The 23213-nt window shown below is 71.0% G+C and carries 19 protein-coding genes; 7 read left to right on the top strand and 12 right to left on the bottom strand.

The window, feature by feature from the left end; genetic code table 11:
- From CU044_RS25125 to CU044_RS25135, 3 genes are all read right to left on the bottom strand, one after another.
- Positions 1-1816 (bottom strand): ABC transporter ATP-binding protein (locus CU044_RS25125; protein ID WP_129771022.1); only part of this gene is annotated, 1816 nt, incomplete at its 3' end.
- The gene (locus tag CU044_RS25130) at positions 1813-3633 is read right to left on the bottom strand and encodes an ABC transporter ATP-binding protein (RefSeq protein ID WP_129771023.1); all 1821 of its coding nucleotides are present in this window, start codon (positions 3631-3633) and stop codon (positions 1813-1815) included. The genes CU044_RS25130 and CU044_RS25125, both read right to left, overlap by 4 nt.
- 51 nt (positions 3634-3684) lie before the next feature.
- Positions 3685-4320 carry an NAD(P)H-dependent oxidoreductase gene (locus CU044_RS25135; protein WP_129771024.1) on the bottom strand — a complete coding sequence of 212 codons (636 nt, stop codon included), beginning with the start codon at positions 4318-4320 and terminating at the stop codon, positions 3685-3687.
- 52 nt (positions 4321-4372) lie between these two features.
- On the opposite strand from CU044_RS25135, the gene soxR reads away from it, so the two are divergent.
- The 4 genes from soxR (at position 4373) to CU044_RS25155 (ending at position 7637) form a co-directional block, all read left to right on the top strand.
- Positions 4373-4828, top strand: coding sequence for a redox-sensitive transcriptional activator SoxR (gene soxR, locus CU044_RS25140; protein ID WP_129771025.1), 456 nt, complete (start codon positions 4373-4375; stop codon positions 4826-4828).
- Between the two features lie 58 nt (positions 4829-4886).
- Entirely contained in the window at positions 4887-5681 is a 795-nt protein-coding gene (locus CU044_RS25145; protein WP_129771026.1) for an aminotransferase class IV, read from the top strand.
- Between the two features lie 392 nt (positions 5682-6073).
- Complete coding sequence (locus tag CU044_RS25150; RefSeq protein ID WP_129771027.1) at positions 6074-6709, top strand: hypothetical protein; 636 nt, start codon at positions 6074-6076, stop codon at positions 6707-6709.
- A gap of 202 nt (positions 6710-6911) precedes the next feature.
- On the top strand, positions 6912-7637 hold the full coding sequence (locus CU044_RS25155) for a class F sortase (RefSeq protein ID WP_129771028.1): 726 nt from the start codon (positions 6912-6914) through the stop codon (positions 7635-7637).
- 32 nt (positions 7638-7669) lie between these two features.
- On the opposite strand, the gene CU044_RS25160 is transcribed toward CU044_RS25155, so the two are convergent.
- Positions 7670-8449, bottom strand: a complete 780-nt coding sequence (locus CU044_RS25160) for a TSUP family transporter (RefSeq protein ID WP_129771029.1) — start codon at positions 8447-8449, stop codon at positions 7670-7672.
- Positions 8450-8682: 233 nt separating this feature from the next.
- Here CU044_RS25160 and CU044_RS25165 point away from each other — a divergent pair, with 233 nt between their 5' ends.
- On the top strand, positions 8683-9840 hold the full coding sequence (locus CU044_RS25165) for an alkaline phosphatase PhoX (RefSeq protein WP_129771030.1): 1158 nt from the start codon (positions 8683-8685) through the stop codon (positions 9838-9840).
- Here the strand turns inward: CU044_RS25165 and CU044_RS25170 are convergent.
- The 7 genes from CU044_RS25170 to CU044_RS25200 all read right to left on the bottom strand — a co-directional run bounded on the left by CU044_RS25170 (position 9810) and on the right by CU044_RS25200 (position 19335).
- Complete coding sequence (locus tag CU044_RS25170) at positions 9810-10838, bottom strand: winged helix-turn-helix domain-containing protein (protein WP_193564067.1); 1029 nt, start codon at positions 10836-10838, stop codon at positions 9810-9812. The genes CU044_RS25165 and CU044_RS25170 overlap by 31 nt on opposite strands.
- 569 nt (positions 10839-11407) lie before the next feature.
- Entirely contained in the window at positions 11408-14146 is a 2739-nt protein-coding gene (gene ppdK / locus CU044_RS25175; RefSeq protein WP_129771031.1) for a pyruvate, phosphate dikinase, read from the bottom strand.
- Positions 14147-14438: 292 nt separating this feature from the next.
- Positions 14439-15203 (bottom strand): HAD family phosphatase, encoded by a 765-nt coding sequence (locus CU044_RS25180; RefSeq protein WP_275670221.1) that lies wholly within the window; start codon positions 15201-15203, stop codon positions 14439-14441.
- Positions 15200-16324, bottom strand: coding sequence for an ABC transporter ATP-binding protein (locus CU044_RS25185; protein WP_129771032.1), 1125 nt, complete (start codon positions 16322-16324; stop codon positions 15200-15202). Before CU044_RS25185 ends, CU044_RS25180 begins: the two co-directional genes overlap by 4 nt.
- A 7-nt stretch (positions 16325-16331) precedes the next feature.
- Positions 16332-17288: an ABC transporter permease subunit gene (locus CU044_RS25190; protein WP_129771033.1), complete on the bottom strand. Its 957-nt coding sequence runs from the start codon at positions 17286-17288 to the stop codon at positions 16332-16334.
- Positions 17276-18172, bottom strand: coding sequence for an ABC transporter permease subunit (locus CU044_RS25195; protein WP_129771034.1), 897 nt, complete (start codon positions 18170-18172; stop codon positions 17276-17278). The genes CU044_RS25190 and CU044_RS25195 overlap by 13 nt, the downstream gene beginning before the upstream one ends.
- The gene (locus CU044_RS25200; RefSeq protein WP_129771035.1) at positions 18172-19335 is read right to left on the bottom strand and encodes an extracellular solute-binding protein; all 1164 of its coding nucleotides are present in this window, start codon (positions 19333-19335) and stop codon (positions 18172-18174) included. The genes CU044_RS25195 and CU044_RS25200 overlap by 1 nt, the downstream gene beginning before the upstream one ends.
- A 269-nt stretch (positions 19336-19604) precedes the next feature.
- Here CU044_RS25200 and CU044_RS25205 point away from each other — a divergent pair, with 269 nt between their 5' ends.
- Positions 19605-20387, top strand: coding sequence for a GntR family transcriptional regulator (locus CU044_RS25205; protein ID WP_129771036.1), 783 nt, complete (start codon positions 19605-19607; stop codon positions 20385-20387).
- Positions 20388-20421: 34 nt separating this feature from the next.
- Here CU044_RS25205 and dusB read toward each other — a convergent pair whose 3' ends face one another.
- Entirely contained in the window at positions 20422-21585 is a 1164-nt protein-coding gene (gene dusB, locus CU044_RS25210) for a tRNA dihydrouridine synthase DusB (protein ID WP_129771037.1), read from the bottom strand.
- 65 nt (positions 21586-21650) lie between these two features.
- Here dusB and CU044_RS25215 point away from each other — a divergent pair, with 65 nt between their 5' ends.
- Positions 21651-23123 carry an MFS transporter gene (locus CU044_RS25215; RefSeq protein WP_129771038.1) on the top strand — a complete coding sequence of 491 codons (1473 nt, stop codon included), beginning with the start codon at positions 21651-21653 and terminating at the stop codon, positions 23121-23123.
- The last annotated feature ends 90 nt before the right edge of the window (positions 23124-23213 follow it).

Genomic DNA, 23213 nt, shown 5'->3' on the forward strand with positions numbered 1-23213 from the left:
AGCCCTGTTCGACGATCGCGCCGTTCTCCATCACCAGGATCACGTCCGCGTCCCGGATCGTGGAGAGCCGGTGCGCGATCACAAAGCTCGTACGGCCGGACCGCAGGGACGACATGGCCCGCTGGATGAGCACTTCGGTGCGGGTGTCCACCGAGCTGGTCGCCTCGTCCAGGATCAGGATGGCGGGTTCGGCCAGGAACGCCCGTGCGATGGTGAGGAGTTGCTTCTCGCCCGCGCTGAGTCCCGCGCCCTCCTCGTCCACGACCGTGTCGTAGCCGTCGGGGAGCGTACGGATGAACCGGTCCGCGTGCGTGGCGCGGGCCGCCTCGACGACGCGTTCGCGCGAGACGTCGCCGGGGACGCCGTACGCGATGTTGTCCGCGATCGTCCCGCCGAAGAGCCAGGTGTCCTGGAGGACCATGCCGATCCCCGACCGCAGCTCCTCCCTCGGGATCCGCGCGATGTCGACGCCGCCGAGCGTGATCCGGCCGCCCGTCACCTCGTAGAACCGCATCAGCAGATTGACCAGCGTCGTCTTGCCCGCGCCCGTCGGCCCGACGATCGCGACCGTCTGGCCCGGCTCCACGACGAGGGACACGTCCTCGATGAGCGGCTTCGCCGGCTCGTACCGGAACGACACCTTCTCGAACGAGACCGTCCCAGGACCTGGGCTTGCGCCCGTGTCTGTGCCTGTGCCCGTGCCTGTGCCCGGGTCCGTGTTTTTGTCCGCGTCCGTGTCGGCTGCCGGGGACGCCGCCTCCTCCTCCGCGTCCAGCAGCTCGAAGACCCGCTCGGCGGAGGCGATGCCCGACTGGAGGAGGTTGGCCATGGAGGCGAGCTGGGTGACCGGTCCGTTGAATTCGTACGAGTACTGCACGAAGGCCTGGACATCGCCGATGGACAGCGTCCCCGAGGCGACCCGCAGCCCGCCGGCCACCGCGATCAGCACATAGGTCAGATTGCCGACGAAGCTCAGCGCGGGCTGGATCACCCCCGAGATGAACTGCGCCCGGAAACTCGCCTCGTACAGCTCCTCGTTGTGCTCCTCGAAGGTGCGGACGGCCTCGCGCTTCCGGCCGAAGACCAGCACCTCGGCGTGACCGGTGTACATCTCCTCGACATGGCCGTTGAGCCGGCCGGTGACGGCCCACTGCGTGACGAACTGCGGCTGGGCGCGCTTCCCGATCCGTACCGCCGCCAGGACCGACACCGGCACGGTCGCCAGGACGATCAGCGCCAGAGGTGGTGAGATCCAGAACATCATCGCCAGCACGCCGACGAGCGTCAGCACTCCGCGCACCATCTGGCCCAACGCCTGCTGCATGGTCTGGACGATGTTGTCGATGTCGTTGGTGGTGCGGGAGAGGACCTCGCCGCGCGGCTGCTTGTCGATGTACGTGAGCGGCACCCGGGACAGTTTCGTCTGCGCCTCCTCGCGCAGCCGGTAACCGGCCCGCTGGACGACCTCCATCGTGAGCCGCGTCTGCGCCCAGCTGAGGGCGGCGGAGACGGCGTTCAGGGAGAGGACGACGGCGAGGACCCGTGCCACCGCCGGATAGTCGACACCGTACGGACCACCAGCACCGGAGACCACCAGATCGGTGGCGTGGCCGAGGATCTTCGGGAGGACGACGGCGAGCCCGACGGCGGCCGTCCCGGCGGCGAGCACGCCCAGCAGCAGCCCCCGTTCGGGCGCCATCGTCCGCAGCAGACGGACGGCGGACCGGCGGAAGTCCAGGGAGCGTTCGAGGGACGGTCCCGCGGCCGGACCGGGGCCACGCTGCGGCGCGGGCCCCCGGCGTTCCGGAGCGCTCATGCGGCTTCCTCCTCACTGAGCTGGGAGAGGACGATCTCCCGGTAGGTGTCGTTGTCCCGCATGAGCTGTTCGTGGGTACCGGTGCCGACGACCCGGCCCTCGTCGAGGACCACGATCCGGTCGGCGCCGCGGATGGTGGAGACGCGCTGGGCGACGATCACCACGGTCGCTCCCGCGGTCTCTCCGGCCAGCGCCGCCCTGAGCGCCGCGTCGGTGGCGTAGTCCAGCGCCGAGAACGAGTCGTCGAAGAGATAGATCTCGGGGCCGGCCACCAGCACCCGTGCGATGGCGAGGCGTTGGCGCTGTCCGCCGGAGAGATTGCCGCCGCCCTGGGCGACCGGCGCGTCGAGCCCGTCCGGCAGCCCGGCCACGAAACCGGCCGCCTGCGCGGTCTCCAGCGCCCGCCACAGCTCGTCGTCGGTCGCGTCCGGTTTCCCGTACCGAAGGTTGGACGCGACCGTTCCGGAGAAGAGGTACGGCTTCTGCGGTACGAATCCGACCGTGCGGGCGAGCAGGGCCGGATCCATGGCCCGGATGTCGGTGCCCCCGATGCGTACCTCACCCTCGGTCGTGTCGAGCAGTCTCGGCACCAGATTGAGCAGGGTGGTCTTGCCGCTGCCCGTGGAGCCGATGACGGCGGTCGTACGGCCGGGCCGCGCGGTCAGATCGACCGCGCGCAGCACGGGCTCCTCGGCTCCGGGGTAACGGAATCCGGCACCCCGGATCTCCAGCCCGGCCCGGGGCGACTGAGCCCCGGAAGGTTCAGCCCCTGACAGCTGAGCCCCTGGCGGCTGAACCCCCGACGGCTGAGCCCCTGGCGGCTGAACCCCTGGCGGCTGAACCCCGATCACGTGGGCCCCGGACGGATCCGTCTCCAGGACCTCCTGGACGCGCTCGGCGCTCACCGCCGCGCGCGGCAGCTGCATCAGCAGAAAGACCGTCATCATCACGGCCATCAGGATCTGCATCAGATAGCTGAGGAAGGCGATCAGCGAACCGGCCTGCAACGCGCCCGAGTCGAGGCGATGGCCGCCGACCCAGATGATCGTGACGGTCGCGAGCTCCCACACCAGCATGACCGTCGGCAGCATCACGGACGTGAGCCGGCCGGTCCGCAGGGCGACGGCCATCAGCTCCTGGTTGGCCCCCGCGTACCGCCGCTGCTCGTGCGTGTCGCGCACGAAGGCCCGGATGACCCGTACCCCCGTGATCTGCTCCCGCATCATCCGGTTGACCTGGTCGATACGGCGCTGCATGCCCTGGAAGAGCGGTGGCATCCGCCGGACGATCAGGCCGAGACAGCCGCCGAGCATCGGTACGAAGATCAGCAGCAGCAGCGAGAGCGGCACATCCTGCCTGACGGCCATGGCGATCCCGCCGACACAGGTCAGCGGGGCCGCGACCAGCATGGTCAGTCCGATCGCCGTCAGCGTCTGGACCTGCTGGACGTCATTGGTCGTCCGGGTGATCAGCGAGGCGGCGCCGAAGCGGCCCATCTCCCGTACGGAGAAGTCCTGCACCCGGGAGAAGACGGCGGACCGCAGATCGCGGCCGGCGCCCATCGCGACCCGTGCCCCGAAGTACACGGCCGCACCGGCGGCGAGGATCTGGAGCAGGGTGACGGCGAGCATCACACCGCCCGTCGACAGCACATGGCCGGTGTCGCCGGTCAGCACACCGTTGTTGATGATGTCGGCGTTGAGGGTGGGCAGATAGAGCGTGGACAGCGTCTGGATCAGCTGGAGCAGGACGACCAGGGCGAGCGTCCCCGCGTAGGGGCGCAGCCGGTGGCCCAGCAGGCGTGTCAGGACAGACATCTCTTGTGTCCCCCGTGTTCGACGTGGGTGGGCGGGGCGGACGGACCGTCGTCAACCGGCGTACGGGCGGGCGGACTTGGCCTCGCGCAGCGCCAGCCCCCACCAGGCGAGCCGGTCGAGCAGTGTCCGCGCGGCGGCGTCGCACTCGGCCGGGTCCCGGTGCCGGCCCTCCGTGTCGAAGTGCGCGTGGGCGTTGTGGAAGGAGACCGTGTCCCGGACGGTGACGGCGTGCATCTCGGCGAAGATCTGGCGCAGTTGCTCGACGGCGCGCAGTCCGCCGGACATCCCGCCGTAGGAGACGAAGCCGACGGGCTTGGCCTGCCATTCGATGAAGTGCCAGTCGATCAGCGCCTTGATGGCGGCGGGGAAGGAGTGGTTGTACTCGGGGGTGAGGACGACGAAGGCGTCGGCGGCGGCCAGCACCGGCGTGACCTTGTCGAGTTCGGCCCGTACGGCGGGGCCCGGCCGGGAGGAGAGAGGGGCCGACAGATCCGTGTCGGCGAGGTCGATGAACGTGGTGGTGAAGTCCTGGCGCTCGGCGGCGCGCGAGAGGAACCAGTCGGAGACGACGGGGCCGAAGCGGCCCTCGCGGTTGCTGCCCAGGATGGCGGCGAGCCGGAGCCTGCCCTCGTTCTCGGTGTGTCCGGGCATGGCGGTGATCGCGGATTCCCGCGTGGTGAGGTCCATAGGAGGAGCGTCATACTTCAACCATGGTTCAGGTCAAGCTAGGCTGGCCGTCATGACGCACCTCGCCTGGAACGCCAAGGAAGCCACCGTCGGTGAACTGGCCGAACGCAGCGGCGTCGCCCCCTCCGCGCTGCGCTTCTACGAACGCGAGGGGCTGATCAGCAGCCGCCGTACGACCGGGAACCAGCGCCGCTACAGCCGGGACACGCTCCGCCGGGTCGCCTTCATCCGTACCTCGCAGCGCCTCGGCATCCCGCTCGCCACGATCCGTGACGTCCTGGCGCTGCTGCCGGAGGACCGTACGCCCACCCCGGAGGACTGGGCGCGGATCTCCGAGTGCTGGCGGGACGACCTCGACCAGCGCATCCGTACGCTGCGACGGCTGCGCGACAACCTCGCGGAGTGCATCGGCTGCGGCTGTCTGTCGCTGGACCGGTGCGTGCTCTCCAACCCGGGCGACGAGCTGGCCGCGCACGGGCCGGGACCGCGCCGGCTGATAGAGGACTGAGCTGATAGAGGACTGAACCGGCTGATCGAGTCGCGGCGGGCGGCATACGGTGAGGCGCATGACGACTTCCCCCACCGCACCACAGCTGCTGATCGAGGTCGACGGCCGGCCCGCCACCGAGGCCGACCTGCGGCTCCGCGCGCTCGACACGTACGGGCACTTCACCGCTCTGCAGATCAGGGACGGCCGGGTTCGCGGTCTGGACCTCCATCTCGCCCGGCTGGACGCCTCGGCCCGGGAGCTGTTCGGCACGGGTCTGGACGGCGAGCGCGTACGTGCCCTGCTCCGGCACGCGCTCGGTGACGTACGGGACGCCGCCGGGCGGGTCTACGTGCACTGGCCCGACGGGGCCGCCGAGCCGAGCCTGATGGTGACGATACGGCCGCCCGCGACCCAGGACGGCCGGGCGCAGAGCCTGATGTCCGTCCCGTATGTGCGCCCGGTCGCACACGTCAAGCATCTGGGCGGCTTCGCCCAGGTCCACTACGGGCGGGTGGCCAGGAGGGCGGGGTTCGACGACGCGCTGCTGACCGGCGAGGGCGGGGTGGTGGCCGAGGCCGCGATCGCCAACATCGCTTTCTGGGACGGCGATGCGGTGGTCTGGCCCGACGCGCCGTTCCTGACGGGTGTCACCATGGCGCTGCTGGAGCCCCGCCTCCCGGCCGCCGGTCTGCCCTCGGTACGGCGTGAGGTCACCCTGGCGGACCTGCCCCGGTACCGCGCGGCCCTGGTCACCAACTCGCGCGGGATCGCCCCGGTGGGCCGGATCGACGACACGGTCTTCCCCGGGGACGCGGAGCTGGTGAAGAGGGTGACCGCGCTGTACGACGAGGTGGAGTGGGACCGCGTCTGAGCGACGGACCGGCCCCCGGAGCGGCGGAGCCGACTGCCTACCGCCCGTACCGCCTGCCGACCGCCCCGCATCGCCCGCCAACCGCCCCGCACCGCCCGCCGACTGCCCCGCACCGCGTACCTCGACCCCGTACCGCGTACCGGGACCGGAGCGAGGAGCCTCCGGGCACAGTCGCCCGCCGCGCCGGGTCACCCGTTCAGCGCGGCACGGGCAGCGCTGCCCACGGACCTCCGCCGCTCCGCCGTGACCTGCGACGACACCGGCGCGCGGGTCCGGTACACAGCCCCCACCAGGCGAATCTGATCGCCCATCAGCAGGCGTGCGCGCCCCGGGGCGCCTTATCTCGGAGGAAGACGCGTACCGCGCTGCCGCCGGCCTCGGAGGATGCCATCATGCCGACCACTGCCCGCCTGCTGACCGGAACCGCGCTGGCAGCCGCCTCGATAGCACTGACCGTCGCGGGCACCACGGCGGCCGTCGCCGTGGACCGCGACGGTAGCCGGGACGGCGTGAGTGACGGGGTCGGTGACGGAGCCCGAGACGACGGCCAGGAGGGCGGTTGGGACAGCGGGCGCGACGGAGGCCGGGACGACGGACGCGACCGGGCGAAGCCGGCCCGGCTGGAGCTGTCCCCCCGGTATGTGCGCCCCGGCACCGCCGTCATCGCCAGGACCACCGCCTGCGGGCGCGAAGGCCGCGGCCGCGGCTTCGCCGAGTCCGTCGGCGCCGGGGAGTTCCGGCTCAATCGCGTCTCCGGCAAGGACATCGTGACCGGAGGGTTCCGGGTGGCGCACCACGCCAGGACCGGAACGCACACCATCCGCGTGCGGTGCGACAACGGCAGAGAGGCCCACGGCGCGCTCTTCGTGGAGCACGGCGGGCCGCGCGGCCATGTGAGAACCGGGGTCGGCGGCAGCGTCACCCCCGACACCACCCAGATCGCGGCGGGCGTGGCCCTTCTGGCCGCGACCGCCGCCGGCGGGACCTGGCTCCTGCGTCGCCGGGCGAGCGGCACGCAGGCGAGCTGACGGGCAGGCCTCCACCGCCCCGGTCCCGCCCCGCGTCCCCGTCCCCGTCACGCTCATCGCTGACGGGGGCGGGGAACCTCCCCCTTCACAGGACCTCCCCCTTCGCAGGACCTCTCCCCTCGCAGGACCTCCCCTTCGGCAGGACCTCCCCTTCGCGGGAAAGACGAGAAGCACGGGACACGACAACAGGAGAACAGGACTGATGACCGCCAGGGCCAGGCGCAGAGGCAGAGGCGTGTACGGAGCCGGGTGCGGCACCATATGCGGAGCGGGCAGAGGCGCGTGCGCGTGCGGAGCCGGCGGCGGCCGGGCCAGAGGCGGAGGCTCGGGCTGGCTGATAGCCATTCCCGTCTGTGTCGGGATCTGGCTCGTCCAGAACGGCTCCGAGCCCGTGACCCCGCCCCAGCCGACCGCCGCGGAGGCCTTCGCCGCGGGGCCCGGCAGCCACACCGAGGCCGCCGCCGCTCCGATGCGGTCCTCGGCCCCGGTCCGTCTGAGCATCCCCGAGATCAACGTGGACGCGCAGGTCCTCGGGCTCGGGCTGGGACGCGACGGCAGTCTCGACGTACCGCCCTCCGGCATCCGGAACATCGTGGGCTGGTACAAGGACGGCGCCGCCCCGGGCGCCAAGGGGACCGCGATCGTCGCCGGTCATGTCGACAACGCGCAAGGACCCGCCGTCTTCTACGAACTGGGCACGCTCAAGAAGGGCCATCACATCGAGGTGACCCGCGCGGACGGCAGTACCGCCGTCTTCACGGTCGACGCGCTGGAGGTCTACGACAACGCCGAGTTCCCCGACCGCAGGGTGTACGGGGCCACGGACCGGGCCGAGCTACGGGTGATCACCTGCGGGGGCGGCTTCGCCAAGAAGGGCGGCTACCAGGGCAATGTCGTGGCGTACGCGCATCTCGTCGGCGCGAGATAGCACCGGGGCGAAGGCGCGGGCCGTCCGCGCGCTCAGGCCGTCCACTGGTCGAACGCGAGCTTCGCGACCAGCGAGAACACCACCACCAGCAGCACCCCGCGCACGAACTCGCTGCCCTTCCTGAGCGCCATCCGCGCACCCATCATCCCGCCCGCCAGATTGAACACCGCCATCAGCGCGGCCAGTTGCCACAGCACGGTGCCCTGGTAGGCGAACATCGCGAGCGCGCCGCCGTTGGTGCAGACGTTCACGATCTTCGCGGTGGCGGAGGCCGTCACCAGATCGAGGTGGAGCACGGCGGTGAGCGCGAGCACGAGAAACGTTCCCGTACCGGGTCCGAACAGCCCGTCGTAGAAGCCGATCCCGCCGCCGACCAGCACGATCGCGGTGACCGTACGCGCCCGGGTGACCGGGCCGCCCGCCCGCGTCCCGCCGAAGGACGGCCGCAGCAGGACGAAGGCCGCCACACCGAGCAGCACCACCATGATCACGGGCCGGAGCACATCGCTGCTGATCCCGGCCGCGAAGAAGGCGCCGGCCATCGAGCCGGCGAGGGCCGCGAGCCCGATCCGTACGGCCGTCTTCACCTCGACCGGCGCCTTGCGCAGATAGGTCACCGCCGCGCCCGAGGTGCCGACGATGGCGACCGCCTTGTTGGTGCCGAGGATGTGCGCGGCGGGTACGTGCGGCAGTCCGAGAAGCATCGCGGGCAGGAGCAGCAGTCCGCCCCCGCCCACCACGGCATCGATCCAGCCCGCCGCCCCGGCGGCGAGACAGAGCACGATGAGCATGGTCAGCGATATGTCGGGCATGATCGCGACCCTATGGACGGGACGTGTGCCCCGTCCATGGATCCAGGGAGAGTGTGAGATAGCCGGACTTCGGCCCGCACCGCGGGACGACCGGCCGGAACACAGCCGAAATGACGACTTCTCACCGGACGTTCAGACGGCGGCCATGCCTGTCCCCTAGGCTCCTGCGACGCGCGACCCCGCGACGTCGGCCGGCGCCGTGGGGCGGTCACGACACCCCCATGGAGCGACCAGTGGAACGTCGCAGTTTCCTGCGCGGAGCGGTCATCGGCACCTCGGCCGCGGCTTTCGGCGGCACCCTGTGGCGCGGCGCCGCCTACGCCGCGCCCGCCCAGCCCGGCGCGGGCCCCTACGGAGCACTCGGCACGGCGGACTCCAACAACATCCGCCTCCCCGCCGGGTTCACCAGCCGGGTCATCGCCCGGTCGGGGCAGCAGGTCACCGGCACGTCGTACAGCTGGCACAACGCCCCGGACGGTGGCGCCTGCTACGCCGACGGATCCGGCTGGATCTATGTCTCCAACTCGGAGATCGACCCGTCGGGCGGCGCGAGCGCGGTCCGCTTCTCCTCGACGGGCGCGATCACCGCCGCGTACCGGATCCTCTCCGGCACCCGGCAGAACTGCGCGGGCGGCAAGACGCCGTGGAACACCTGGCTCTCGTGCGAGGAGGTGGACCGCGGCTATGTCTACGAGACCGACCCGTGGGGCGTGAAGACGCCGGTACGACGGGACGCGATCGGCCGCTTCAAGCACGAGGCCGCCGCCGCGGACCCCGTGCGCAGGACCATCTATCTCACCGAGGACACCACCGACGGCTGCTTCTACCGCTTCACGCCCACCACGTGGGGCGATCTGTCGGCGGGCCGTCTCGAGGTGCTCGTCGCCGGTACGGGCACGAGCGGCCCGGTGAGCTGGGCGACGGTCCCCGACCCGAGCGGTGCCTCGACGGCCACCCGTAACCAGGTGTCGGGCGCCAAGCGTTTCAACGGCGGCGAGGGCTGCTACTACGCCGGCGACACCTGCTGGTTCACCACCAAGGGCGACAACCGGGTCTGGCAGTACAACGCGGCCGCGGCGACCATCGAGCTGGCCTACGACGACTCGCTCGTCTCCGGTACGGCGCCGCTGACCGGTGTCGACAATGTCACCGGCTCCTCCTCCGGCGATCTCTTCGTCGCGGAGGACGGCGGGAACATGGAGATCTGTGTGATCACCCCTGACGATGTCGTCGCGCCGTTCCTGCGGATCGGCGGCCAGTCCGGCTCGGAGATCACCGGACCGGCCTTCTCCCCCGACGGCAAGCGGCTCTACTTCTCCAGCCAGCGCGGCACCAGCGGGAGTTCGTCGGGCGGTATCACCTACGAGGTCACCGGGCCGTTCCGGGCGTAGAGCCCTTCCGAGGGTCTGCCGCCCCGCAGCAGGGCGGCGCCCAGCGGGGTGAGGGTGTGCAGGACGGCGTTGCCGTGCCGAAGGGTGACGACGAGCCCCGCCTCGCGCAGGACGCAGGCGTGCTGGCTGGCAGAGGCGAGCGACACACCGGTTCTGCGGGCCAGCTCGCTCGTCGTCGAGCCGTGCTCGATGGCGCGCAGAACGGCCGAACGCGTATGCCCGACGAGCCGGCCGAGCGTGGGTCCCCCACGCTCCGTGACGGCGGGCGCGTCGGAGTGGGTGACGGGATAGACCAGGACGGGCGGCAGCGCGGGGTCGCGGTGGACGACCGGCGTGGAGCGGCAGAAGAACGACGGCTGGAGCAGCAGCCCCCGCCCGTCCAGGCGCAGTTCGCGGTGCACCGGGTAGTCGGCCTCCAGCACCGGGGAGCGCCAGCGCAGCATCGGCGGCAGCGTGGAGAGCAGTTCGTCCGCGCCGCCGTCGAGCAGCGCCCGGCCGCGCAGCGCGCGGTCCGCCTCGGCCCTGGCCCGGATATGGGGCCAGTACGGCTCGACGGCGGCCCGGTGGTACACGCGCAGCGCCTCGACGAGCCGGCCGACGCGGTCGGAGCCGCCGTCCGCGAGCGAGGCCAGCCTTCCGCCCGGGTCCCTGCCGCGCTCATTGCCCATGACGAGCAGGGCGAGTTCGGCGCGTATTCTTTCGTGCGGCGTGGCGCGCAGTGCTTCGAGACCCGCTTCCAGGCCCGCGTCAAAGCCGAGTCTTCCCTGAGCCGGCGTCAGGAAATCCGGGAAATAGCCGCGCTGTGGAACGAGCGCGGAGAGCAGACTTGTTTCACCGTTCAACCGGGTCCGTGTTTCCCTGCGCCATTCCCCGTAGGCGAGCGGACCACGCCGGTCTCTTATTCGATGAAAGCTGAGAATCGTTTCCCACAGCGGGTCGGGCCCGGCGGCCATCCGAACCCCGCCGAGGTCCTTCCCGGTGAAATGAATACGCAGCATCAAATCTCCACCTGTTGCGTCCACTATCTCCCCAGCAGCCCCCAGCACTGAGTATGCAGGCCATCACGGGCTGTTACCACGGTGTTTCGGCCACAGTTGAAACGCTTCGCGGTGGCGCCCGCGAAGCGAAAAGCTGTACCTCGTCGGGCATGAAACCTGGACGACCGAATAGGCGTGGCGAGGGCCGTGGGGGGCTTCGCCCGCTCGGCGGCGGTCAGTCGAGGTTGCGGCTCCATGTCCGGCCCGCGTAAAAGGAGCGCGACCGGTGGGTGGGGATCCACCGGTCGCGCTCCACCCGCTGCCCGCCGTTACCCGGCGGGCAATTCAGCACTGCACTCACCACCCGCACATGACGAAGGGGCGGGCACCTCCGCACAAGGTGCCCGCCCCTTCTCTGTGCCCCGGAGCCGCCTCGCCGGTCCGGCGAGGGTCAGGGATCAACCGGCAATGCGGCTCCGGTGTTCAGAGGAAATCCCCCATCTTCTGTCGGGATTCACCAAAACCCCTCGGAAGCAATCGAACTCCGTAGCGAACTCGATCGCGGACGTCATCGCGGACGTCATCGGCAGTCACCGCGAATCGCTGCCCGCCGACGATGCCGCCGCGCGGCCCGCCTCCAGCCGCGCCACCGGGATCCGGAACGGCGAGCAGGAGACGTAGTCCAGACCCACCTCGTGGAAGAAGTGCACCGACTCCGGGTCGCCGCCGTGCTCGCCGCAGACGCCGAGCTTGAGCCCCGGCCGGGTGGCCCGGCCCGCCTCGGCCGCGCTCCGCACGAGCGCGCCGACGCCGTCCCGGTCGATCGTCTCGAACGGGGAGACCCCGAAGATGCCCTTCTCCAGGTACGCCGTGAAGAAGCTCGCCTCCACGTCGTCGCGGGAGAAGCCCCAGACGGTCTGGGTGAGGTCATTCGTACCGAACGAGAAGAACTCCGCCGCCTCCGCGATCTGCCCGGCGGTCAGCGCGGCGCGCGGCAGCTCGATCATCGTGCCGAGCGCCAGGGTGAGTTCGACCCCGGTGGCCCGCTCGACCTCGGCGATGACCTGCTCGGCCTCGTCCCTGACGATCTCCAGCTCCTGGACCGTGCCGACGAGCGGGATCATGATCTCCGGGCGCGGGTCGCCCTTGGCGTTCTTGCGCTCGGCCGCCGCCTCCGCGATGGCGCGTACCTGCATGGCGAACAGCCCGGGGATGACCAGGCCGAGCCGTACCCCGCGCAGACCGAGCATCGGGTTCTGCTCATGGAGCTTGTGCACGGCCTGGAGGAGGCGCAGATCGTTCTCGTTGTGGTCCTTGCGGGCCTCGGCGAGCGCGACCCGTACCGACAGTTCGGTGATGTCGGGCAGGAACTCGTGCAGCGGCGGGTCGAGCAGCCGGACCGTCACCGGCAGGCCGTCCATCGCCTCGAACAGCTCGATGAAGTCCTTCTTCTGGAACGGCAGCAGCGCCCCCAGCGCCTCTTCCCGCTCGTCGTCCGTGTCGGCGAGGATCAGCTTCTCGACCATCCCCCGGCGCTCGCCCAGGAACATGTGCTCCGTACGGCACAGTCCGATGCCCTGCGCCCCGAAGCGGCGGGCGCGCAGCGCGTCCTCGGCGTTGTCGGCGTTGGCACGCACCCGCAGCCTGCGGCGGCGGTCCGCGTACGCCATGATCCGGTGGACGGCCTCCACCAGTTCGTCGGCGTCGTCGGCGCCCGCGTGCATCCGTCCCTCGAAGTACTCGACGACGGGCGACGGTACGACCGGGACCTCACCGAGGTAGACCTTGCCGGTCGAGCCGTCGATGGAGACGACGTCGCCCTCCTCGATGACGGTCCCGTCGGCCGTCAGCCGGCGGGACTTGGTGTCGACCTCCAGCTCCTCGGCGCCGCAGACACAGGTCTTGCCCATGCCCCGGGCGACGACGGCGGCGTGCGAGGTCTTGCCGCCACGCGAGGTGAGGATGCCCTCGGCGGCGATCATCCCGTCCAGGTCGTCGGGGTTGGTCTCGCGGCGGATGAGGATGACCTTCTCGCCGGACCGCGACCACTTGATGGCGGTGTACGAGTCGAAGACCGCCTTGCCGACGGCCGCGCCGGGCGACGCGGCGATCCCCCGCCCGAGCAGCTGCCGCTTCGCGTTCTCGTCGAAGCGCGGGAACATCAGCTGGGCGAGCTGGGCGCCGTTGACCCGCTGGAGTGCCTCCGCCTCGTCGATCAGTCCCTGGTCGACGAGTTGGGTGGCGATCCGGAAGGCGGCGCCGGCGGTGCGCTTGCCGACCCGCGTCTGGAGCATCCACAACTGGCCGCGCTCGATGGTGAATTCGATGTCGCACAGATCCCGGTAGTGCGTCTCCAGGGTCTCCATGATGCCCATGAGCTGGTCGTACGACGTCTTGTCGATCTGCTCCAGCTCGGCGAGCGCCACCGTGTTGCGGATGCCCGCGACGACATCCTCGCCCTGCGCGTTCTGGAGGTAGTCGCCGTACACGCCCTGGTGGCCGCTGGCGGGGTCGCGGGTGAAGGCGACGCCCGTGCCCGAATCCGGGCCGAGGTTGCCGAAGACCATGGAGCAGATCGTGACGGCGGTGCCGAGGTCGCCGGGGATGCGCTCCTGACGGCGGTAGAGCTTGGCCCGGTCGGTGTTCCAGGACTCGAAGACCGCGCGGACCGCCAGATCCATCTGCTCGCGCGGGTCCTGCGGGAAGTCGCGGCCCGCCTCCCGGGAGACGATCTTCTTGAACCGCGCGACCAGCTCCTTGAGGTCGGCGGTCTCCAGATCCACGTCCGTGGCGGCGTTCTTGGCCCGCTTGGCCTCTTCCAGCGCCTCCTCGAAGAGGTCGCCGTCGACGCCGAGCACGGTCTTGCCGAACATCTGGACCAGCCGGCGGTACGAGTCCCAGGCGAAGCGCTCGTCGCCCGCCTGGGCGGCGAGTCCGGCGACGGAGGCGTCGGAGAGCCCGACGTTCAGGACGGTGTCCATCATGCCGGGCATGGAGAACTTGGCGCCGGAGCGTACGGAGACGAGCAGCGGGTCGTCGGCCTGGCCGAGCTTCTTCGCCATCTTCTGTTCGAGGGCGTCGAGATGCGCGCTCACCTCGTCGCGCAGAGCGGCCGGTTCGGCACCGCTGTCGAGATAGATGTTGCACGCCTCGGTGGTGATGGTGAAGCCCGGCGGGACAGGCAGCCCGAGGTTGGTCATCTCGGCGAGATTGGCACCTTTGCCGCCGAGGAGGTGCTTCAGATCCTTGTTGCCCTCGGTGAAGTCATAGACGAACTTCTCGCCCTGGAGCGTGGGGGTGGCTACATGGGGATCGCTGTTTTCCGACACGGGTCCGACTCCTCAAGGACGCGGTGGCTGCCCTGACGGCGAGGAACATACCCAGATCGAAGGTGCCTGGGTACGGCCACTTGCCTGTCATACGGCCTTAACCACCCGTCCGCCAGCGGATCGAAAGCGACCGTGGCGCGGCCGGGCGGACCCGCCTCCTTCACGCCTCGAAGCGGCCATGACCCGCTCATGACCGGATGCGCTCATATGAGTGATGACATCGCCGTCTGAGTTCACGTAATGAACACAGAAAGGGTGGCACCGCGTGCCACCCTTTCTGTTTCGCATTCACTCAAGATCCGCTCATCTGAGCCTTGCACACATCAAACGTGGCGAGAATCACGCTCTCGGATGGCCTATCCGAGGCCCTCGGAGGCCCCGGGTCGCAGCCGCGCAGCACCGCCAGGTCGACGTCCTCCAGACTCCGGGCGAAGTACCGCCCCACCGCCGGCTCCACCGGCAGCAGCGAGGGCACCACCAGCACCGCGCACCCCGCCGCCTGGGCCGAGGCGCTGCCGTCCGGCGAGTCCTCCACGGCGACACACACCGCGGGCCCGACACCGAGCCGCTCGGCCGCCGCCCGGTAGGGGTCGGGGTACGGCTTGGTCCGTACGGTGTCGTCGGCGGAGAGCGTGAAGGCGAACGGCACATCGGCCAGCGAACCCCCGACCACCGAGTCCACGACGGCCCGCGGCGAGGCACTGACCAGCGCGAAGGGCACCTCGGCCCGCTCCAGTTCGGCCAGCAGCCGCCGGGCGCCAGGACGCAGCGGCGCACCCGCCTCCACGCGCCGGAAGAAGGACCCGGTCAGCTCCGCGGCGACCGTGTCGGCGCACCCGCCGCCCGTGACCCGCACCAGATGAGCGGCGGTGTCGGCGACCGCCCGGCCGACCACTTCAGGGGCGTCCGCGCCGGTGAGCCGGTGGCCGAGGCTCCCGGCGATCTCGTCCGCCGTCTCCCACCACAGCACCTCGGTGTCCACGAGAGTGCCGTCCATGTCGAAGAGCACCGCCGCGGGCGTCGTCTCCGTACTCCCGCGCGGCCCCGCCGTACTCACGCGCCGCCGCCCGGGGCCGGCACCACGAGGACCGGGCGCCGCGCGGGCTCGACCGTCGCCCGTACCCCGGGGACCAGTTCGCCCGCGTCCCGGGACGGCACATCGGACTTCACCGAACCGCCGCCGGGCAGATCGAGCAGCACGCGCGTGACCGAGCCGAAGAAGGACGCGGAGACGACCGTCGCCGTGCCGGCCGGATCGGCGGTGGCGGTGATGTTCTCGGGGCGGATCAGCACCTCCACCTCGCGGCTCGCCGGCGTTTCGCCGTCCACGGGCAGCGTGACGCCCGCGACCTCGACCTGCCCGCCGTCCGTGACCCTCCCGGCCAGCCGGTTCATCGTGCCGACGAACTCGGCGACGAACGCCGTGGCGGGCCGCTCGTACAGCTCCGCGGGCGGCGCGCACTGCTCCAGCCGGCCCGCGTTGAGCACCGCCACCCGGTCGGCCATGGAGAGCGCCTCCTCCTGGTCGTGGGTGACGAAGATGGTGGTGATGCCCAGCGACAGCTGGAGCCGGCGGATCTCCTCGCGCAGCGTCAGCCGCACCTTGGCATCGAGTGCCGAGAGCGGTTCGTCCAGCAGCAGGACGCGCGGGCGCAGCGCCAGGGCGCGGGCGAGCGCCACGCGCTGCTGCTGACCGCCGGACATCTGGTGCGGGAAGCGGTCGCCGTGCTCGGGAAGGCCGACGAGATCGAGGAGTTCGGCCGCGCGGGCGCGCCGCTCGGCGGCGGACACCTTGCGCACCCGCAGTCCGAACGCCACGTTGTCACGGGCGTTGAGATGCGGGAAGAGGCTGTACGACTGGAAGACCATGCCCGCGTCGCGCCGGTTGGCCGGTACGCGGGTGATGTCCTCGCCGTCCACCAGCACCTCGCCCGAGTCCGTCTGCTCGAAGCCGGCCAGGACCCGCAGCGCCGTGGTCTTGCCGCAGCCCGAGGGGCCGAGCAGGGCGAGGAGTTCGCCGGGCCTCGCCGTCAGATCGAGCCCGTCGAGGGCGACGGTCGGGCCGAACGCCCGGCGCAGACCGCGGAATTCGACCAGGGCGCCGGTCGCGCCCGTGGTCTCCGCCGCCGGACGGTCTTCCTCCGGACGGTCTTCGGTTGCTGTCGAGGTGAGGGACATGGGAGGTCTACTCCTTGCCGGGGGCGGGAGAGGTGGGAGAGCCGGAAGAGGCCGAGGGTGCGGGCGGCGCGGGAGTCGCCGAGGCGGCCCGGGTCCCCGCACGCGACAGGAGCAGCAGCAGCGCCCAGGTGATCAGCAGGCTGAGCAGTGAGACGGCCACCGACATCCGCGCCTGCGCGCCGGAGACGGAGACGATCCACACCGCGAACGGCCGGAAGCCGAGCAGCGAGGCGATCGTGTACTCGCCGAGCACCAGCGCCAGGGTGAGGAAGGAGGCACCGGCCAGCGAGGAGCGGAGGTTGGGCAGGATGACCCGCAGGATCACATACGGCCTGCTCGCCCCGCAGTTGCGCGCGGCCTCCACCAGGGTCGGCACGTCCACGGCGCGCAGCCCGGCGTCCAGCGAGCGGTAGACGAACGGCAGCGCGAGCACGGTGTAGGCGAGCACCAGCACCACCGGGAACGACTCGTTCTGCACCGCCAGGAAGGTCTGGTAGAGCGGTGTACGGGAGAGATGGTCCGGTCCCCAGCGCAGCACGGTCGTGACGCCGGTGACCAGTGCGATCGGCGGCACCACCAGCGGCAGCATGCAGACGATCTCGATGAGCGGCCGCAGCCGCGGCGCGCCCAGCCGGACGGCGATCAGCGCCGGCACGGCCAGCAGCAGCGCCAGCGCGATGGTGGCGGCGGCCAGCCCGAGGGAGAGCAGCAGGCTCTGGGTGAAGCCCTCGGCCGACAGGATCCCGGTGTACGCGGCGAAGGAGACGCCCTGCCCCGGCGTGTGCACCGTGAAGACGAACGAGGACAGCAGCGGTACGAGGAAGTAGAGCCCGGCGAGCGCCAGCACCGCGCCGCGCCAGACGCGGGGGCGGCGGCGCGCCCGTACCCGTACGGCCTTGCCGTCCCGCGCCTGCCGCGGGGTCTGCCCGGGGGCGGGGGCGGCGGTCGGTGTCAGTGCAGCCATCGGGTGCTCCGTCGCTGGAGGGGCAGATAGACCGCCATGACCAGACCGGCGATCACGATCATGTCGAGGCTCAGCGCGAGCGCCACGTTCTCCTGTCCGACCAGGACGTTGCCGGAGAGCGCGTCCGCGATCTTCAGCGTGACCAGCGGGACCGATCCGCCCACCAGCGCGGCGGCGGTGGCGTGCGCGGCGAAGGCGCTGCCGAAGAGCAGCACGAAGCCGCCGAGCAGTGAGGGCGCGAGGACCGGCAGCCCGACATGGCGCCAGAACTGCCAGGTGGTGGCCCCGGCGTTCTGCGCGGCCTCGCGCCACTGCGGGCGCAGACCGTCCAGCGCCGGGACGCTGACGAGCACCATCAACGGCACCAGGAAGTACAGGTAGATGACGGCGAGTCCGGTGAAGGAGTACAAGTTCCAGCCGACGCTGTCGAGATGGCCGAGCCGGGTGACCACACCGGAGATGCCGAGGGTGGCGACGAACGCGAACGCCAGCGGGATCCCGCCGAAGTTGGCGAGCACACCGGAGGCGGTGAGCACGGCGTCGCGAAGCGCGCCGCCGCGCGAGGTGACGACGGCCTGGGCGATCAGCGTGCCGAGGAGGGTGGCGATCACGGCGGTCAGCGCGGAGAGTTCGACGCTGCCGGCCAGCGAGGTCAGATACGGGCCCTGGAGCGAACGCTGAAGGTGTTCACCGGTCAGGGCGGTGGCGCCGGTGACCGGGTCGTCGCGGGTGACGGCCCCGTACAGCAGCGCGCCGACCGGCAGGCCGAAGCAGAGCGCGGCGAAGACGAGCAGCGGGAGGGCGCCGAGCCAGGCGCGCGGCGCCCGCCGCCGACGGCGTGTTCCGTCGGCGGCGCCCGGTGCGGACGAGGAGGGGGTGGGCATCAGGAGACGGCCTTGTCCCAGTTCTCGGCGAGGGTGGCGTTGGCCTTGTCCAGCTCGGCGGACTCGGGGAAGCTCGGGGTGCCCTCGACCTTGGGGAGCTTGGCGACGAAGGTCTTGTCGGCGGTGCCTTCCGTGGTCATCGAGGGCAGCAGCACGGGGCGCGCGTACCCCTTCAGCCACAGGTTCTGGCCCTCGGTGCCGTACAGGAACTCCATCCACAGCCGCGCGGCGGCCGGGTGGGGCGCGTCCTTGTTGATGGCCTGCGAGTAGTACTGCGCGTACACGCCGTCGGCCGGGATGACGACCTTCCAGTCGACGCCCTTGCCGCGGAACTGGTCGGCGTAACCGGCGTTGAGGTAGTCCCAGTCGATGCTGATGGGCGTCTCGCCCTTCTCGACCGTGGCCGGGGTGGACTCGACGGGGATGAAGTTGCCGTTCTTCTTCAGCTTGCCGAAGAAGTCGATACCGGGCTGGATGTCGCCGAAGGAGCCCTTGTTGGCGAGCGACGCCGCGTACACGCCGCCGAAGGCCGAACCGGACTTGGTGGGGTTGCCGTTGAGCGCCACCTTGCCCTTGTACTCGGGCTTGAGGAGATCGGCGAAGGTCTGGGGGCAGTTCTTGATCCGGGCCGCGTCGCAGCCGATCGAGACGTAGCCGCCGTAGTCGTTGAACCAGCGGCCGTCCTTCTCCTTCTGGGCGTCCGGGATCTTGTCCCACGCCTCGACCTTGTACGGCGCGAAGAGGTTCTCGGCGGCGCCGCTGCGGGCGAAGGCGATGCCGAGGTCGAGGACGTCGGGCGCGCGCTTCTGGCCCTTGCGGGACTTGACGGCGGCGATCTCGTCGGAGCTGGAGGCGTCCGGGTTCTCGCTGCTGACCTTGATCTTGTACGTGGCCTCGAACGCCTTGATGACCTCGCCGTAGTTGGCCCAGTCCGGCGGAAGGGCGATCACATTGAGCGTGCCCTCCTTCTCGGCGGCCGTGACGAGGGCCTCCAGCCCGCCGAAGTCGGCGGCGGAGGCGGCGGTCGCGGCCTTGGCGCCCGCGGCGGAGTCCGCGGAGTCGTCGGGCGCCGCGCCACAGGCGGTGAGCGCGGTGAACGCGGTGGTGCTGAGCGCCACGGCGGCGACGAGCCGGCCGTTGGCGCGGACACGGAGTCTGGTCACGCGGTGTCTCCCGGAACGAGAAGTGAGGGTGTCGGGGGGTGTCACTTGTTCAGACAAGATGGCATCAGTTCGCCCGGCTCAGGTATCGCGGACATGAACGGACGATGACCATGGCGACAGGAACCGAGGAAGACCAAATCCGTACAACTGGCTGGCGATGCCAGTGAAGGGGGACGGAAACACCCGCGGAAACGTACGGTTAGAGTGAAGGTCAGGTTCGCGACCGTTGGACGTACCTGTGCACAGTTGGGTTTTCCGAGGGGGCAGGCGTGGCATCAGGCACGAGCGGATCGCGCTATCTGGAGATCGCCGAGGCGCTGCGGCAGTCGATCCTGAGCGGCGAGCACCCCGTCGGCGCCCGGCTGCCCTCGGAGAGCGATCTGGCGGCCCGCTGGTCGGTCTCGCGCGGCACGGTACGGCAGGCCGTCGGGCTGCTCGCCTCGGAGGGGCTGATCGGCTCCCGGCAGGGCGCGCGCCGTGTCGTCCTGCGCCAGGAGCGCCGGCACAGTTTCCAGCAGCTCAACAGCTTCGCCCAGTGGGCACAGGCCATGGGCTGCGCGGTCTCCAGCCGGATCCTCAGCCGTACCACCCGGCCCGCGACCGCCGAGGAGGCGTCCCGGCTGGGCGTGGAGCCGGGAAGCGAGGTGCTGTACGTCGTGCGGGTGCGACGGCTGGACGGGGAGCCGGTGATGGTCGAGCGCACGGCCTATACGGACTGGGTCGCGCCGGTCGTCCGCGCGCTGCCCGACGATGTCGTCTCGATCATGAACAGCATCGCGGAGAACGCCGGCATCGTCGCCCACTACGGCGAGCACCTCATCGACGCCGTCGCGGCGGGCAGCGAGGACGCCCGGCTGCTGCGGGTCCGCCGGGCCAGCCCGCTGCTGCGGCAGCGTCATCTGACGAACACGGCGGCCGGCCGGCCCATCGAGTGGACCGACGACCGCTACCGCGCGGGCAGCGTCGCGTTCAGCGTCAGCAACTCCGCCGCCGCGGCGCCGCTGGAGCGGCAGGCGGGCCCCGAGGTGACCAGAAGCCCGTCCGGGGACTGACCGTCCGGGCGCACCGGGCACACCCCGGGGGGCTTCAGCCGCCCGACGTGTCCAGTTCCGCGTCCGCGCCGATCCCCGCGCAGTCGTACGGGTCCTTCAGCCAGCCGTCCGGCAGGACGACCCGGTTGTTCCCCGACGTACGCCCGCGCGGCCCGTCCGCGCCGTCCGGCCACGGCTGGTCCAGATCGAGCCCGGCCATCAGCTCGTCGAGTTCGGCGAGCGACGAGGTGATCGCCAGCCGCTTGCGCAGCTCCGAGCCGACCGAGAAGCCCTTCAGATACCAGGCCACATGCTTACGGAAGTCGATCACCCCGCGGGCCTCGTCCCCGATCCACTCCCCCAGCAGCTCGGCGTGGCGCCGCATGACGCCCGCGACCTCGCGCAGCGTGGGCCGCGCCGGCTCGCCGTGCCCCTCGAAGGCCGCGACCAGGTCCCCGAAGAGCCACGGCCGGCCCAGGCAGCCGCGCCCCACGACCACGCCGTCGCAGCCGGTCTCGCGCACCATCCGCAGCGCGTCGTCCGCCGACCAGATGTCGCCGTTGCCGAGCACGGGAATCTCCGGGACATGCTCCTTGAGCCGCGCGATGGCGTCCCAGTCGGCGGTGCCGCCGTAGTGCTGGGCGGCGGTCCTGCCGTGCAGCGCGATCGCGGTCACGCCCTCCTCGACCGCGATCCGCCCCGCGTCGAGACAGGTGAGGTGGTCGTCGTCGATGCCCTTGCGCATCTTCATCGTGACCGGCAGATCCCCGGCGTTGGACACGGCCTCGCGCAGGATCGCCCGCAGCAGGGGCCGCTTGTACGGGAGGGCCGAGCCACCGCCCCTGCGGGTGACCTTGGGCACCGGGCAGCCGAAGTTGAGGTCGATGTGGTCGGCCAGGCCCTCGTCCACGATCATCCGGACGGCCTTGCCGACGGTGACCGGATCCACTCCGTACAGCTGGATCGAGCGCGGGGTCTCGGTCGCGTCGAAGTGGATGAGCTGCATGGTCTTCTCGTTGCGCTCCACCAGCGCCCGGGTGGTGATCATCTCGCTGACGAACAGCCCCTTGCCGCCGCTGAACTCCCGGCAGAGCGTGCGGAACGGGGCGTTGGTGATCCCGGCCATGGGGGCGAGCACCACCGGCGGCCGGACGGTATGGGGACCGATGGCCAGCGGGGCGGCCGGAGGCGCGGCGAGCGTGGAGAGTGGAGCGGTCATCCGCCCATTGTCGCGCACGACCGTGGCACACGGCGCCGGTCATTAGGTGGCCGTACCATCGATGAATGCCCGAGCTGAGCCACCGGCGGCGGATGCTGGTGCTGTCGATCTGCTGCATGAGTCTGCTGATCGTCAGCCTCGACAACACCATCCTCAACGTCGCGCTGCCCTCCATGCAGAAGGAACTGCATGCCACGGTCGCCGGGCTCCAGTGGACGATCGACGCCTACACCCTCGTCCTCGCCTCGCTGCTGATGCTCGCGGGCTCCACCGCCGACCGGATCGGCCGGCGCCGGGTCTTCAAGACCGGGCTCGTCCTGTTCACCCTCGGCTCGCTGCTCTGCTCCCTGGCACCGACCCTCGAATCGCTGGTCGCGTTCCGTATGGTGCAGGCGGTCGGCGGCTCGATGCTCAACCCGGTGGCGATGTCGATCATCACCAACACCTTCACCGACCCGCGCGAGCGCGCCCGCGCCATCGGTGCCTGGGGCGCCGTCGTCGGTATCGCGATGGCGGCGGGCCCGCTGATCGGCGGACTGCTGGTGGACTCGGTCGGCTGGCGGTCGATCTTCTGGATCAACATCCCCATCGGGATCGCCGCGTTCATCCTGACCTGGCGGTACGTCCCGGAGTCGCGCGCCCCCAAGCCACGCCGCCCCGATCCCGTGGGACAGCTGCTGGTCATCGGCGTACTCGGCGCCCTCACCTACGCGATCATCGAGGCGCCCCAGGCGGGCCTGACCTCACCGCTGATCCTGTCGTTCGCGGCCGTCGCGGTCCTCTCGTTCGCCGGGCTGCTGCTGTACGAGCCGAGACGCGCCGAACCACTGATCGACCTGCGGTTCTTCCGCAGCGCGCCGTTCAGCGGGGCGACGGTCATCGCCATCTCCGCCTTCGCCGCGCTCGGCGGCTTCCTCTTCCTCAACACGCTCTATCTGCAGAACGTACGAGGACTGTCCGCGCTGCACGCCGGGCTGTACATCCTGCCGATGGCCGCCATGACCTTCCTCTGTGCCCCGCTCTCCGGCCGGCTCGTCGGCAACCGGGGCCCGCGCATCCCGCTGCTGGTCTCGGGGACGGCGATGACGGCGAGCGGTGTGCTGTTCGCCGCGTTCGACGCGGAGGCGACCGACGCGCTGCTGTTCACCGGCTATGTGCTGTTCGGGCTCGGCTTCGGCATGGTGAACGCGCCGATCACCAACACCGCCGTCTCCGGTATGCCCCTCTCCCAGGCGGGCGTCGCCGCCGCCGTGGCCTCCACCAGCCGCCAGATCGGCCAGACGCTGGGCGTGGCCGTGATCGGCGCGGTGCTGGCGGCCGGCACGGCGGGCGCGGTGGCCTCCGCCTCGTACAAGACGGGGTTCGTGAAGGCGAGCCACCCGGCCTGGTGGATCATCACGGCCTGCGGGGTCTGCGTCCTGCTGGTCGGCGCGCTCACCAGCGGCGCCTGGGCACGGCGGACGGCACGCCGTACGGCGGAGCGCCTGGAGCCGGGAGCACCCGACAGCGGGACCGCCGTGGAGGGACCCGGCCGGTGAGCAATCGGCCTCAGTGAGCGGCGGGGACCAGCGCGGACGCCCGAGCGGACGCCTGGAGCTTCTCCAGCCGGAGCCTGGTCTCGTCGTCCA

The sequence above is a fragment of the Streptomyces sp. L-9-10 genome (assembly GCF_004151105.1).
Taxonomy (GTDB): domain Bacteria; phylum Actinomycetota; class Actinomycetes; order Streptomycetales; family Streptomycetaceae; genus Streptomyces.

Coding starts and splice junctions, on each gene's coding strand:
- dusB (WP_129771037.1), bottom strand. CDS start 21,585: ATGACCGCTCCACTCTCCACGCTCGCCGCGCCTCCGGCCGCCCCGCTG.
- CU044_RS25170 (WP_193564067.1), bottom strand. CDS start 10,838: ATGCTGCGTATTCATTTCACCGGGAAGGACCTCGGCGGGGTTCGGATG.
- CU044_RS25150 (WP_129771027.1), top strand. CDS start 6,074: ATGCCGACCACTGCCCGCCTGCTGACCGGAACCGCGCTGGCAGCCGCC.
- CU044_RS25145 (WP_129771026.1), top strand. CDS start 4,887: ATGACGACTTCCCCCACCGCACCACAGCTGCTGATCGAGGTCGACGGC.
- CU044_RS25190 (WP_129771033.1), bottom strand. CDS start 17,288: ATGGCTGCACTGACACCGACCGCCGCCCCCGCCCCCGGGCAGACCCCG.
- CU044_RS25160 (WP_129771029.1), bottom strand. CDS start 8,449: ATGCCCGACATATCGCTGACCATGCTCATCGTGCTCTGTCTCGCCGCC.
- CU044_RS25155 (WP_129771028.1), top strand. CDS start 6,912: ATGACCGCCAGGGCCAGGCGCAGAGGCAGAGGCGTGTACGGAGCCGGG.
- CU044_RS25130 (WP_129771023.1), bottom strand. CDS start 3,633: ATGTCTGTCCTGACACGCCTGCTGGGCCACCGGCTGCGCCCCTACGCG.
- CU044_RS25195 (WP_129771034.1), bottom strand. CDS start 18,172: ATGCCCACCCCCTCCTCGTCCGCACCGGGCGCCGCCGACGGAACACGC.
- CU044_RS25135 (WP_129771024.1), bottom strand. CDS start 4,320: ATGGACCTCACCACGCGGGAATCCGCGATCACCGCCATGCCCGGACAC.
- CU044_RS25215 (WP_129771038.1), top strand. CDS start 21,651: ATGCCCGAGCTGAGCCACCGGCGGCGGATGCTGGTGCTGTCGATCTGC.
- soxR (WP_129771025.1), top strand. CDS start 4,373: ATGACGCACCTCGCCTGGAACGCCAAGGAAGCCACCGTCGGTGAACTG.
- CU044_RS25185 (WP_129771032.1), bottom strand. CDS start 16,324: ATGTCCCTCACCTCGACAGCAACCGAAGACCGTCCGGAGGAAGACCGT.